Source organism: Litorisediminicola beolgyonensis, assembly GCF_042679605.1.
GTDB classification, from domain to species: Bacteria; Pseudomonadota; Alphaproteobacteria; order Rhodobacterales; family Rhodobacteraceae; genus Litorisediminicola; species Litorisediminicola beolgyonensis.
On the sequence record NZ_JBHTMU010000046.1, the window covers coordinates 17,885 to 30,608 of the forward strand.

The window sequence follows — 12,724 nt, forward strand, 5'->3', positions numbered from 1 at the left end:
GGTTTGGAGAGACGGGAGGTCGGCCGGTCCGGCCGAACGAGAGGCGCTGCCTCTCGTGCTCTCCGGGATATTTCCGGACAGATGAGAGCCAGGGGCGGGGCGCGTCGGCGGCGGCCGCGCGCCCTTGTGGTTCCGTCTCAGCCCATCTGGTAGCCGGGCGTCGATTGCGAGATGCCCTGTTCTTCCTCGGTCATGTCCTCGGGGATCGCCTCGAAGAGCGGGGTGGTCATGTAGCGCTCGCCGGTATCGGGCAGCATCGCGAGGATGACCGAGCCGGGCGCGGCGGTCTTGGCGACCTCCATCGCCACGGCGACGGTGGAGCCGCCGGAGACGCCGGTCAGGATGCCTTCCTCGGCGGCGAGGCGGCGCGCCCAGGCCATGCCGTCGGGACCGGCGACGGGGATGAGCTGGTCGTAGAGGCTCTTGTCGACGGCTTCCTGCAGCACGTTCGGGATGAAATCCGGGGTCCAGCCCTGGATCGGGTGCGGTTCGAAGGCCGGGTGCGAGGCGGCGGGCGCGCCGTCGTCGGTGCGTTCCTGCGGGGTGCCGGATCCGAGGAGCTGGGCGTTGGCGGGCTCGGAGAGCACGATCTTGACCTCGGGCCGCTCGCGGCGAAGCACGCGGCCGATGCCGGTCACGGTGCCGCCGGTGCCGTAGCCCGTGACGACGTAGTCGAGCTGCTGACCGTCGAAATCGGCGACGATCTCGGGGCCGGTGGTCCGTTCGTGGATATCGGCATTCGCGGCGGTCTCAAACTGCCGGGCGAGGAACCAGCCATGCTCCTCGGCAAGCTCGACCGCCTTGCGATACATGCCGAAGCCTTTCTCGGCGCGGGGCGTCAGGATCACCTTGGCGCCGAGCATCCGCATCAGCCGCCGCCGCTCGATCGAGAAGCTGTCGGCCATTGTCACGACGAGGGGATAGCCGCGCGCGGCGCAGACCATCGCGAGGCCGATGCCGGTATTGCCCGAGGTCGCCTCGACCACGGTCTGGCCGGGCCGGAGCGAGCCGTCGCGTTCGGCGGTCTCGATGATCGAGAGCGCGAGGCGGTCCTTGACCGAGGCGGCGGGGTTGAAGAACTCGGCCTTCACATAGACCGTCACGCCCTCGGGCGCGATGCGGTTGAGCCGGATCACCGGCGTGTTGCCGACGGTCTCGACGACGTCGTTATAGAGGCGGCCGCGGCCTTCGGTGCGGAAAGGGGTGTCTTGGGACATGGGGGAGGCGCTCCTCGGCGGCTGAGAGAAATGCCGTCATCATGCCTGCCGGAGGCGCCGCTGGCTACCGGGTTCGCGGGGCCGGGGCGGGCCCGCGCCGCCGGAAAACCCCGGTTGCGCCCAGAAATCTCCTCATTTCTCAACCTAAGGTAAATGGACTGCCTCTTTCACCGCTGTCCGAAAGATTGCTCATGCGTGTCCTTGCCGTCGATGACGACCTGATCTCACTCGATCTCGTCCGCTATGCCCTGAGCGGCATCAGCGAGGTCGAGCTCGTGGTCCGCCGCTCCGCCGAGGCGGCGCTGCTGTTTCTCGACGAGACCGAGGATCCGTTCGACTGCTTCCTTCTCGACATCAACATGGGCGGGATGAACGGGGTCGAGCTTTGCCGCACGATCCGCTCCTATCCCGAGCACGAGACGACGCCGATCATCATGATGACCCGGCTCGATCACCGGCTCTATGTCGAGCGGGCGCTCAAGGCGGGGGCCGACGACTACTTGGTCAAGCCGCTCGATACCGAGGATCTCGCGATCCGGGTGCGCTCGATCCTGGGGCTCGGCGTGCCCGCGGGGGAGGACGACGACGATGAGCCCGAGACGCGCGGCGCTCCCGAGGCACCGGGCGTGCCGACCGAGTATTTCGAGCTTAACGAGATCGACAACGCCACCGGCTACCACGATCTCCTGGCCTCGCTGAAGGCGATGCCGATCTTCACGCCCTTGGGCTTCTGCTCGCTCCGGATCGTCAATATCGACGAGCTGGCCGAGACGCTGGGCGTGTTCGAGTTTCGCCGCACCATCACCGCCGTCGCCCGCGTGCTGTCGCTGGCGCTGAACGAGCAGGACGTGGTGATGGCCTATGCCGGCAATGGCGAGATCGATTTCGTGGTGAAGGGGCGCGACCGGATCGCGCCGGATTCGCTGGCCGACACCGTCAACGACTGGTTCGCCGAGCTGAAGCTGCCGGGGCAGGTGGCCCCGCGGGTGGTGGTGGCGGGCGACAGCTGCGCGAGCTACCCGTCGCGCTCGCACCGGATGCTCCGGGTGCGACAGACCGCGTTCCTCGCGGCCAGCAAGGCGGCCGAGGCCAAGCGCCGCGAGCGGCTCGAGGCCTATGGCGTGGCGCCGGTCGACGAGCGGGTCGGCTGAGGTCGGGGGCCTAGTGCGGACCTGTGCCGCCCTGGCCATGACCGCCGACCGGGAAGACCGCCGCCTGGATGCGGTCGCCGGCGATCTCGAGCTTGGGTCCGAGCGGCAGCGCATGCATCCCGAGCTTCGACAGCCATCTCTTGAAGATCGCGGGCACGATGCCGATCACATGGGTCGCGCCTTCGGCGCTCGCCGCCACGGACAGCGCCGTCATCAGCCGCGTCTGAACCAGCATGCGGTGCTCGGCATCCACCTCGGGCGAGACGAAGAGCCGCGTCGCCTCCCAGATATGGGGCGCGACGGGCGCGGGCTCGTAGAGGATGTAGTCGGGGATGTCCTCGATCAGGCCAAGCTGGGCGTCGCGCAGCATGTAGGAATAGGCCCCGCAGCGCGCGGTGGTCGGCAGGATGCGGATGCCCGCGAGAATCTCGCCGTATTCGTGCACGACGATGCTGCGGCTCTGCGGCGTGTCGTACTGGTCGAACTCAAGATCACGCTCGGTCGGCAAGTCCCAGCCCTTGGAATCGATGAAGATGCGCTTGCGCAGGCGCATCATCTCGACCTGCATCTCGCCGGTCTGGTGCTGGGTATGGATCGACAGGACGGTCGCGCGCAGACGCGACGCGCCCGGCAGCGACAGCACGTTGGACGCGCTCGCCGCCTTCGGGTCCGAAGGACGCAGGTCCTCGGCCGGAATAGGGGACAGAACTGGAAAGTCCGCCCGCCCCTTACGATAGGGAAAGGTCATCGTGTCGCCCGGATGTACTGTGTCTGCCTCAAGAAGCGATTGTTTTCTTTTGACCTTATTTCGCCACAACTTTGCGATGATTGGAAGTTACATCTTTCAGGTGTGACTTATTTGCGCGGACCGAGGGAATCGCGCGACAGGGGTTAACTGGAATGAAACCAACCGAGAGATCCGCAGATATCGCCGTTGACCGGCGCAGACTGCGCGATTACGCGAAGCTGGGGCACCGGCTGTTCGCGCAACGGGTGTTTCTGTATTCCTTCGCGATCTTTCTCGCGGGCTTCTACTACAACTGGGTCGTCGCGGCGGCGTTCTACGCGCTTGTCTGGATGTCCGAGCTGGTCGACGCCATCGTCTATCGCCGCATCCTGAAGGTCACGACCTGGACGTCCGAGATCGTCGCTGCCCGGCGGCGCGAGGTGTTCGTGATTACCGGGCTGAGCGCGATCATCGTGTCGGGCTTCTCGGTCTCCATCGCGGTGCAGCAGGGTTACGAGGACGGCCATTTCCTGGCGCTCTTCCTCCTGGTGTCGGCCTCGATCTTCGCGGCGATCAACAACCACCATTTCCGCGAGGTGATCTGGATCCGCGTGTCGATCTATTTCGCCGCGATCTTCTTCATCCCCGCCCGCGACGTCTGGGAGTCCCGCGCGCCGATCACCTCGGAGATCTGGCTGCACTTCTTCACGGTGCTGTTCGTGCTGGGCTTCCTGGTCGAATGCTCGCGAAGTTTCCTGGCGGGCTACAACGACTATCTCAAGAACCGCCGCGCGCTCGAGGAAGAGCATGAGCGGACGAAGGCGGCCTATGTCGCCAAGACCCGGTTTCTCGCCACGGTCAGCCACGAGCTGCGCACGCCCCTGACCTCGATCCGGGCGTCGTTGGACATGATCAGTTCCGGCATGCTGGGCAAGGTGCCCGAGACCGCCGAGAGGCCGCTCGAGATCGCGACCCGCAACGCCCACCGGCTGACCGAGCTGGTGGACGATCTTCTGTTCCTGCAGAAGGCCGAGTCGGGAACCTACGAATACCAGTTCGAGACCCAGAGCCTGCGCGGCTTCCTCTGCGAGATCGTCGAGCGGTTCACGCCCTATGCCCAGACCCACGGCGCGACCCTGACCGCGCTTCTCCCGCATGAGGACATCTATGCCCGGTTCGACCGCAAGCGGCTCGATCAGGTGATGACGAATATCCTGTCGAACGCGGCGAAATTCTCAAAGCCCAAGGGCGACGGGCAGGTGTCGATCGCGCTGACGCGCTCGGGCAAATACGTCCGGATCTCGATCGAGGATAACGGTATCGGCATTCCCGAGGCCGAGCGGGGCCGGATCTTCGAGGAGTTCCAGCAGATCGACAACGCCTCGACGCGGCAGTTCGACGGCACCGGGCTCGGGCTTAGCATCTCGAAGAAGATCGTCGATGCCCATGACGGGCGCATCGATTTCGAAAGCGAGCCGGGCGTCGGCACCATCTTCCATGTCGAGCTTCTGGAAGAGGACGAGCCCATCGGCGCAAGCGAAGAGGTCGCCGCCAGCGCGGCCTGACCGCCGGAGCGCCTATTCGGCGATATCCTCGGACCAGAGCTCGGGCTTCTCGGCGATGAAGCGTTCCATCAGCGCGATGCAGTCGGGGTCGTCGGCCAGCACCACCTCGACGCCGCGCTCACGCAGGAAGTCCTCGTTGCCGCCGAAATTGCGGTTCTCCCCGATCACCACGCGCGGAATCCCGAACTGGACGATGGTGCCCGCGCACATCATGCAGGGCGAGAGCGAGGTATAGAGCACGGTGTCGCGGTAGCTTCTCTGCCGCCCGGCGCGGCGCAGCGCGTCCATCTCGCCATGAGCGATAGGGTCGCCCTTCTGGACCCGCTGGTTGCGGCCCGCCGCGACGATCTCGCCGTCGCGGGCGAGCACCGACCCGATCGGGCAGCCGCCCTCCTCGAACCCGACAAGGGCCTCTTCATAGGCGCGGCGCAGGAGGCGGCGGTCGTCATCTGTCATCATCGTCGCTGTCTCCCGAGCGCAGCCCGAAGGGAGGCCGCTTTCACAATTTTGACCACGGCACTGGCCAGCTCGTGCGTGAAGTTTATACTGAACTGTATAGTTCGTATCTGAAAGGCCCCTTCATGTCCCTTCGCATCGCGCTCACCCGGGCCCTCCCGGGCCTTTTGCTGTTTTTGTTTGCGCTGCCGACCTTGGCGCAGGAGAGCGAGGCGACGGCGACACAAGAGATGGTGCGACCGGTCAAGCTGATGACGCTGGAGGCCGGAGAGGCACCGCTCAGGCGGCAGTTTTTCGGGCGGGTGACGGCGCGCGAGACGGTGGACCTGGCCTTCCAGGTGCCCGGCCAGATCGTGCGCTTCCCGGTCACCGAGGGTGCGACGCTCGAAGAGGGCGCGCTGGTGGCGGAGCTGGACCTGACCCCGTTCGAGCGCGAGCTGCAACGTGCCCAGGTCAATCTCGACAAGGCCGAGCGCGATGTCGGGCGGCTGAGCGAGCTCGAGGGCAGCGCGGTCTCGGCGGTGCAGGTGCGCGATGCGCAGACCCAGCTCGAGCTTGCGCGGATCGGGGTCGCCGAGGCGCGGGAGCGGCTCGAGGACGCGAGCCTCACGGCGCGGTTCGACTCGCTCGTGGTCAAGCGCGCGGTGCCGGTCTTCACCACGGTCTCGGCCGGTCAGCCGGTGGTGCGCCTGCACGACATGTCCGAGCTTCGGGTCGATATCGAGGTGCCGGAGGTGCTCTTCCGCCGCTCCGCCAACGAAGCCTCCGCCGAGGTCGCCTTCACCGCGACCTTCCCGGGCTATGCCGAAACCTTCCCCTTGATCTTGCGCGAATACGAGGCCGAGACGGCGGATGTGGCGCAGACCTTCACCCTGACGCTCGCCTTCACCGGCGAGGTGCCCGACTGGGTGCTGCCCGGGGCGTCGGTCACGGTCAGCGCCGAGGCGCCCGGGCAGGGTGGCGATGCGGTGATGATCCCCGAGACCGCGGTGATCTTCGGGCCGGATCGCGGCGCGTCTGTCATGGTCTTCAACGCCGCCGACGGTGGCGACACCGGCACGGTCGCGCGCGTCGCGGTCGAGATCGAGATGCGCGACGACGCGCGGATCATCCTGACCGAGGGCCCCGAACCCGGGACCGAGATCGTCGCCGCGGGCGCCTCGCAGCTGCGCGACGGCCAAGAGGTGCGGCGCTTCACTGGCCTCGGGGAGTAACGCCCGATGTCCATCGCCCGCGCCTCGATCGACCGTTCGCTCCTGACCTGGCTTCTGATGCTCGGCTGCCTTCTGGGCGGCCTCTGGGGCTTTGCCACCATCGGCCGTCTCGAAGACCCGGCCTTCACCATCAAGAACGCCATCGTGCTGACCCAGTATCCCGGCGCCTCCGCCGCCGAGGTGGCGCGCGAGGTCTCGGAGCCGTTGGAATCCGCGATCCAGCAGATGGGCGAGGTCAAGACGATCACCTCGTCGAACAAGCCGGGCGTCAGCCGCATCGATGTGGAGATCGAGTCGACCTATGACGGCACGGAGCTTCCACAGATCTGGGACAAGCTCCGGGCCAAGGTCAGCCAGGCGCAGGGCGATCTGCCCGAGGGGGCACGCGCGCCCTTCGTCAATGACGGGTTCGGCGATGTCTACGGCATCTTCTACGCGGTGACCGCTCCGGGCTTCACCGATCGCGAGATTCACAATGTCGCCGATTTCCTGCGCCGCGAGCTGCTCGCGGTCGAAGGCGTCGCCGATGTGACGCTTGCCGGGCTGCCGGAGGAGGCGATCTTCGTCGAGACCCAGCCCGCCATCGTCAGCAATCTCGGCATCGCGCCCGCCGCCATCGCGCAGGCCATCGCCACCGCGCAATCGGTGACGCCCGCGGGCTCGGTCGACCAGGAGGGCATGTCGCTCCGGATCGAAGCGCCGCAGGGCTCGGACAGCGTCGACGCGATCCAGGGGCTGACCATCGGGGTCGGCGGCGAGATCATCGATCTCACCGATTTCGCCACGGTGACGCGCGGCCGGGTCGAGGACCCCTCGATGATCATCCGCTTCGATGGTGTCGAGGCGTTCACGCTGGGCGTCGCGGGCAAGGAGGGTCTGAATATCGTCGATGTCGGCGCGGCGGTGGATGCGCGGCTCGCCGAGCTTCAGGCGGATATCCCGATCGGCGTCGATCTGAACCCGATCTACCAGCAGCATCTCGTGGTCGACGAGGCCTCGAACGCGTTCCTGCTGAACCTCGCCATGTCGGTCGCCATCGTGATCGTCGTGCTCGCGCTCGCCATGGGCTGGCGCGCGGCGGTCGTGGTGGGGGTGACGCTCCTGCTGACCGTGGTGGGCACGATCTTCTTCATGGCGATCTTCGGGATCGAGATGGAGCGGATCTCTCTGGGCGCGCTGATCATCGCCATGGGCATGCTCGTCGACAACGCCATCGTGGTGGCCGAGGGCATGCAGGGCGACATGCAGCAGGGCAAGAGCTCGCGCGAGGCGGCCGAGGACGTGGCCTCGAAGACCCAGACGCCGCTTCTTGGGGCGACGGTGATCGGGATCATGGCCTTTGCCGGGATCGGTCTCAGCCCCGATGCGACCGGCGAGTTCCTGTTCTCGCTCTTCGCGGTGATCGGCATCTCGCTCCTCTTGTCCTGGGTGCTGGCGATCACCGCGACGCCGCTTCTGGCGCATTACGTCTTCAAGCAGGGCTCGGGCGATGGCGCCGGGGCCTATGACGGGCCGGTCTTCCGCGCCTATGCCTCGGTGCTGCGCGCCGCGATCCGGCTGCGCTGGCTGGTGGTGGCGGGGCTGCTCGCGCTGACGGTGGTCTGTTACTGGGGCTTCGGGCAGGTGAAGCAGCAGTTCTTCCCCGACAGCAACACGCCGCTCTTCTACGTGCATTACAAGCTACCGCAGGGGGCCGACATCGCCGCGACCGCCGATGACATGGCCGTGGTCGAGGAGTGGCTTCTCGCGCGCGACGACGTGGTGTCGGTCTCGACCTTCGTGGGCGGCGGCGCGTCGCGCTTCATGCTGACCTATGCGCCGGAAGAGGCTCTGCCGACCTATGGCCACCTGATCATCCGCACCGAGACGCTCGACCTGATCCCGCCGCTTCGTGCCGATCTCGAGGCCTTCGGGCAGAGCAGGCTGCCCGAGGGCGAGTTCCGGACCGAGCGTCTGGCCTTCGGACCGGGCGGCGGCGCGCCCGTCGCGGTGCGCTTCTCGGGGCCGGATCCGGATGTGCTCCGGGCGCTGGCGCAAGAGGCCGAGGCGGTGATGCGCGAGGCCAGCGACCAGACGCGCGATCTGCGCACCGACTGGCGCGAGCGCGAGCTGGTGATCACGCCGCTTTACAACGAGGGCCGCGCCCAGACCGCAGGCGTCGCCCGCGAGGATGTCGCGCAGGCGCTGAAACTCGCGACCGAGGGCGAACGCGCCGGAACCTACCGCGAGGACAGCCGCCTGATCCCGATCATCGTGCGCCTTCCGGGCGCGGTGGACGAGGGCGGCGAGCACCTGGTCGACCAGCCGGTCTACAGCCAGGCGGCGGGGCGGTTCATCCCGCTCGAACAGCTCATCGACGGGTTCGATTACGCCGTCGAGGACACGCTGGTGCAGCGCCGCGACCGGCTGCCCACGATCGAGGTCCTGTCGGGCGTGCCCGCGGGCGTGAACGCCGACGCGGTCTTCCGGCAGGTGCGCGGTCCGATCGAAGCGATCCCGCTGCCCGAGGGCTATCGCCGCGAATGGGGCGGCGAGTTCGAGAGCTCGACCGAGGCGCAGGCGAGCCTCGGGAAACAGCTGCCGGTGTCGCTTTTGGTGATGGTGCTGATCTCGATCCTGCTCTTCGGCACGCTGCGCCAGCCGCTGATCGTCTGGCTTCTCGTGCCGATGTCGGTGAACGGCGTGGCGCTGGGGCTTCTCGGGACCGGTCTGCCGTTCTCCTTCACCGCGCTCCTGGGGCTTCTGAGCCTCTCGGGGATGCTGATCAAGAACGGCATCGTGCTTGTCGAGGAGATCGACCTGACCCGCGCCGAGGGCGTGCCCTTCGAGCGCGCCATCGTCGAGGCCTCGACTTCGCGCCTGAGGCCGGTGGTGCTGGCGGCGGCGACGACGATCCTCGGGATGACGCCGCTTCTCTGGGACGCGTTCTTCGCCTCAATGGCGGTGACGATCATGGGGGGTCTCGGCTTCGCCTCGATCCTGACGCTGATCGCGGCGCCGGTCTTCTACTACCTGTTCTTCCCCGGCCAGCGAAAAGCCGAGGCGCAGAGCGCGGAGGCGGCGCCGGCGTGATCGCGCGGGTCCAGGTCAGGCATCCTGACCCCCGCGATCGTCTCACCCAAGGCGCGGACCAAGGCCGCAGGCAGGCACTGACGCGGCTAGGCGCTTGGGATGGACCGAGAATGGTGTCTCTGTCAGGCATTCGTCACGGTCTCTCCGGAGCTTTCGCGGAAAGGCGGAGCAGAACGATCAACGGGTCGGATCTGGCTGACGTGGCGCAGCGACGATCCTCTCGACCCCGGGCGCGGAACAAGGCCGAAGGCCGCCGCGCCAGCGCATGCCCGCCCCCCGGGCAGGCGCTTTGGTAAGGCTGGGCGCGACGGTTGAGGTCTTCCGGGTGTGGTGGACATAAAGCGCGCGGGCCAAAGGTCGGAGCGCCTCCCCGCGGGCAGGCGCCGGCGCGGCTCGGGCCGGAGCGTCATTGATGGTCGTTCCGGGTTGCGAGTTGATCCGCTCTGTCGCGAATGGCTGGCGGCACGAGACAGGAAACGATTGCCGGAACGGAAGGCGCTGGCCTGGCGCCGTTTGAGGTGATCCGGCCCGCATCCAAAGAGGCGGGCCGGAATGCTGTCTCAGCCCAGGTGATGGACCTCCTGCAGGCCGTAGACGGGGGTGTCGATGCCCTCCATCCGGGCCTTCAGCTGCAGCGCGAGGAACTGCGAGTAGTGGCGCGACTGGTGCAGGTTGCCGCCATGCATCCAGAGGTTCTCGACCTGCGTGGGCTTCCACATGTTGCGCTGTTCGCCCTCCCAGGGACCGGGATCCTTGGTGGTGTCCGAGCCGAGGCCCCAGACCTTGCCGAGACGGTCGGCGGCCTCCTGACCCATGAGATCGGCCACCCAGCCGTTCATCGAGTTGTAGCCCGTGGCATAGACGATCAGGTCGGCGTCGAGATGGGTGCCGTCATCGAGGACCACGCCGGTCTCGTCGACCTCGACCACCTGGCCGCGCTTGAGCTTGATCTCGCCGTCGATGATCAGCTGGCTCGCGCCCACGTCGATGTAATAGCCGGAGCCGCGCCGCAGGTACTTCATGAAGAGCCCCGAGCCATCGTCGCCCCAATCGAGCCAGAATCCGGCCTTCTCGAGCCCGTCGTAGAACTCCTTGTCGACCTCCTTCATCTGCTCGTAGGCGGGGATCTGGAACTCGTGCAGGATCCGGTAGGGCAGGGACGCGAAGATCAGGTCGGCCTTCTCGGTGGTCACACCATTCCGCACCGCCTCTTCCGAGTAGAGCGCGCCGAGGCCGATATCCATCAGCGTGTCCGAGCGCACGATATGGGTCGAGGAGCGCTGCACCATGGTGACATCGGCATCGTGCTCCCAGAGCGCGGCGCAGATGTCGTGGGCTGAGTTGTTCGATCCCACCACGACGACCTTCTTGCCCGCCCACTGGTCAGGCCCGTCATGTTCGGAGCTGTGCTGCTGCACGCCCTTGAACTTCTCCATTCCGGGGAAGTCGGGCATTCGCTTCTTGCCGGACATGCCGGTGGCCATGACAAGCTGCTTGGACTTCAGCACCACCTCTTCGCCGTCGCGGTCGACCACGACGGTCCATTCCTTGGCCTCCTCGTCCCATTCGGCGGATTTGGCCGTGGTCCGGGTCCAGTAGTTCAGCTCCATGACCTTGGTATACATCTCGAGCCAGTCGCCGATCTTGTCCTTCGGCGCGAAGACCGGCCAGTTCTCGGGGAACTTGATGTAGGGCAGGTGGTCGTACCAGACCGGGTCATGCAGGCAGAGCGACTTGTAGCGCTTGCGCCAGCTGTCGCCGGGCCGGTCGTTGCGCTCGACGATGATGGTGGGCACGCCGAGCTGGCGCAGACGCGCGCCGAGCGCGATGCCGCCCTGGCCGCCGCCGATGATCAGGCAGTAGGGCTGCTCCGAATAGCCGAGCGTCTCGGCCTCGTGCTCGCGCTCCTCCTTCCAGGTGGTGCGGTTCTTGCCGGCACCGTGCTTGGCGCCGAGCGGGCGGTCGAAGCCTTTGTTCTCCTCATAGCCCTTGAGCTCGACCATGGTGGTCAGGAGCGTCCAGATCTTGCCCTCCTTGAGCCGCAGGAGCCCGTAGCCGCGGGCAATTTCGGTCTCGAAGCTGATCCAGGCGGTGGTGACGCCGCCCTCTTCGGTCGGCACCTCGCCCTCGGCCAGCTGCCAGTTGCGCGGCTTGGTGGTGGCGAGCTGGTGGCGCAGCATGTCGGCCGCGCCCTCGGGGCCTTCGACGGTCTTCAGGTTCCAGGTGAAGGTGACGAGATCGCGCCAGTAGCTGTCGTCGAGAAACATCGACGCGGCTCGGTCGATGTCGCCCGCTTCGAGCGCGGCGCCGAACTCGTCGAGAAAGGCCTGGGTCTGGTCGGATAGGGTCGTATCGAGCATGGGTCTCCTCCCTGATGCGGTGAATCCGTGTCCTCCGGGGATCAGGCTGACAGAGCGGAGCGGCGGCTGGCTAGGATTTTCCGGCCAAGCCGGGGATGGATCCGGGATCTCGGCAATCGCGCGTTGCGCGCGCAACGAGGACGCAACGGCGGGGGATCTCAGCCCGTGGTGGGTCAGTTGGGCGGGGTGAGGCCCGCCTTGCGCACCCGGCGCATCACCGTCGAGCGGTTGACACCGAGCCTCCGCGCCGCCTGGGCCATGTTCCAGCCGCAAGCGGCGAGCACGGCGTCGAGCTCCGCCTCCGGGTCGGGTGCGGGCCTCGGGGCGCAGGAGCCGGTGGGCAGGTCCGGCAGGTCGATCACCGGGCCTTCGGCCAGGGTCAGCGCCAGGTCGAGCGCCTGTTCAAGCTCGCGGATATTGCCGGGCCAGATCCGCGATTTCAGCTCGGCACGCGCCGACGGGCTCAGCCGGACCTCGCCGCCCGAGCGGCGGCGCAGGAGGCGGTCGAGCAGCCAGTCGAAATCCGCCCGAAGACGCAGAGGCGGCAGTGCCAGGACCGCGCCCGCGAGGCGGAAATAGAGATCGTCGCGGAGCGTCGCGGCAAGGCTTGCGGCGTCGCCGCGCGCGCTGGCGAGGATGCGCAGGTCGCTGCGCCGGTCGAGAAGCGCCAGGAGCGCGGCTTGCGCTGTCCCGGAGAGATCCTCGACGCCGCGCAGGAAGAGCGTGCCGGGGGCGGCCTCGTCGAGGTCCGACAGATCGGCCAGCGTCGCGCAGCGCAGCGTGTGGAAGGCGCGCGCCTCGGGGCCGCAGACATGGATCGCGCGGGCGAGCTTTTCCTTGCCGGTGCCGGTCTCTCCGGTCAGGAGCAACGGCAGCGCGGTCGGGGCGAGCTTGCCGGCCTGCGCCAGGAGGCGGCGCAGGGACGGGTCGTCCCCGGCGAGACTGCCGAGCGCGCCGGGCAG

Annotated in this window: 9 protein-coding genes; 4 read left to right on the plus strand and 5 right to left on the minus strand. The window is 67.4% G+C overall.

What is annotated here, in order from left to right; translation table 11 throughout:
* Window positions 1-137: 137 nt before the first annotated feature.
* The gene (gene cysK, locus ACFQ4E_RS18115; RefSeq protein ID WP_386805940.1) at window positions 138-1,217 is read right to left on the minus strand and encodes a cysteine synthase A; all 1,080 of its coding nucleotides are present in this window, start codon (window positions 1,215-1,217) and stop codon (window positions 138-140) included.
* A 191-nt stretch (window positions 1,218-1,408) separates the two neighbouring features.
* On the opposite strand from cysK, the gene ACFQ4E_RS18120 reads away from it, so the two are divergent.
* Window positions 1,409-2,368, plus strand: a complete 960-nt coding sequence (locus tag ACFQ4E_RS18120) for a response regulator (protein WP_386805941.1) — start codon at window positions 1,409-1,411, stop codon at window positions 2,366-2,368.
* 10 nt (window positions 2,369-2,378) lie between these two features.
* On the opposite strand, the gene ACFQ4E_RS18125 is transcribed toward ACFQ4E_RS18120, so the two are convergent.
* Window positions 2,379-3,116 carry an acyl-homoserine-lactone synthase gene (locus ACFQ4E_RS18125; RefSeq protein WP_386805942.1) on the minus strand — a complete coding sequence of 246 codons (738 nt, stop codon included), beginning with the start codon at window positions 3,114-3,116 and terminating at the stop codon, window positions 2,379-2,381.
* A 152-nt stretch (window positions 3,117-3,268) separates the two neighbouring features.
* On the opposite strand from ACFQ4E_RS18125, the gene ACFQ4E_RS18130 reads away from it, so the two are divergent.
* Entirely contained in the window at window positions 3,269-4,660 is a 1,392-nt protein-coding gene (locus ACFQ4E_RS18130) for a sensor histidine kinase (RefSeq protein WP_386805943.1), read from the plus strand.
* 12 nt (window positions 4,661-4,672) lie between these two features.
* On the opposite strand, the gene ACFQ4E_RS18135 is transcribed toward ACFQ4E_RS18130, so the two are convergent.
* Window positions 4,673-5,119, minus strand: a complete 447-nt coding sequence (locus ACFQ4E_RS18135) for a nucleoside deaminase (protein WP_449280315.1) — start codon at window positions 5,117-5,119, stop codon at window positions 4,673-4,675.
* Window positions 5,120-5,241: 122 nt separating this feature from the next.
* Here ACFQ4E_RS18135 and ACFQ4E_RS18140 point away from each other — a divergent pair, with 122 nt between their 5' ends.
* Both ACFQ4E_RS18140 and ACFQ4E_RS18145 read left to right on the plus strand, forming a co-directional pair.
* Window positions 5,242-6,330 carry an efflux RND transporter periplasmic adaptor subunit gene (locus ACFQ4E_RS18140; RefSeq protein WP_386805944.1) on the plus strand — a complete coding sequence of 363 codons (1,089 nt, stop codon included), beginning with the start codon at window positions 5,242-5,244 and terminating at the stop codon, window positions 6,328-6,330.
* Between the two features lie 6 nt (window positions 6,331-6,336).
* Complete coding sequence (locus ACFQ4E_RS18145) at window positions 6,337-9,402, plus strand: efflux RND transporter permease subunit (protein WP_386805945.1); 3,066 nt, start codon at window positions 6,337-6,339, stop codon at window positions 9,400-9,402.
* Between the two features lie 560 nt (window positions 9,403-9,962).
* On the opposite strand, the gene ACFQ4E_RS18150 is transcribed toward ACFQ4E_RS18145, so the two are convergent.
* Window positions 9,963-11,762, minus strand: a complete 1,800-nt coding sequence (locus tag ACFQ4E_RS18150; protein WP_386805946.1) for an NAD(P)/FAD-dependent oxidoreductase — start codon at window positions 11,760-11,762, stop codon at window positions 9,963-9,965.
* A 173-nt stretch (window positions 11,763-11,935) separates the two neighbouring features.
* Window positions 11,936-12,724 (minus strand): sigma 54-interacting transcriptional regulator (locus ACFQ4E_RS18155; RefSeq protein ID WP_386805947.1); only part of this gene is annotated, 789 nt, incomplete at its 5' end.

What these genes read in the sequence shown, in the direction of transcription:
- ACFQ4E_RS18150 (WP_386805946.1), bottom strand. Translation starts at nt 11,762, where the DNA reads ATGCTCGATACGACCCTATCCGACCAGACCCAGGCCTTTCTCGACGAG.
- ACFQ4E_RS18130 (WP_386805943.1), top strand. Translation starts at nt 3,269, where the DNA reads ATGAAACCAACCGAGAGATCCGCAGATATCGCCGTTGACCGGCGCAGA.
- cysK (WP_386805940.1), bottom strand. Translation starts at nt 1,217, where the DNA reads ATGTCCCAAGACACCCCTTTCCGCACCGAAGGCCGCGGCCGCCTCTAT.
- ACFQ4E_RS18135 (WP_449280315.1), bottom strand. Translation starts at nt 5,119, where the DNA reads ATGATGACAGATGACGACCGCCGCCTCCTGCGCCGCGCCTATGAAGAG.
- ACFQ4E_RS18145 (WP_386805945.1), top strand. Translation starts at nt 6,337, where the DNA reads ATGTCCATCGCCCGCGCCTCGATCGACCGTTCGCTCCTGACCTGGCTT.
- ACFQ4E_RS18120 (WP_386805941.1), top strand. Translation starts at nt 1,409, where the DNA reads ATGCGTGTCCTTGCCGTCGATGACGACCTGATCTCACTCGATCTCGTC.
- ACFQ4E_RS18140 (WP_386805944.1), top strand. Translation starts at nt 5,242, where the DNA reads ATGTCCCTTCGCATCGCGCTCACCCGGGCCCTCCCGGGCCTTTTGCTG.
- ACFQ4E_RS18125 (WP_386805942.1), bottom strand. Translation starts at nt 3,116, where the DNA reads ATGACCTTTCCCTATCGTAAGGGGCGGGCGGACTTTCCAGTTCTGTCC.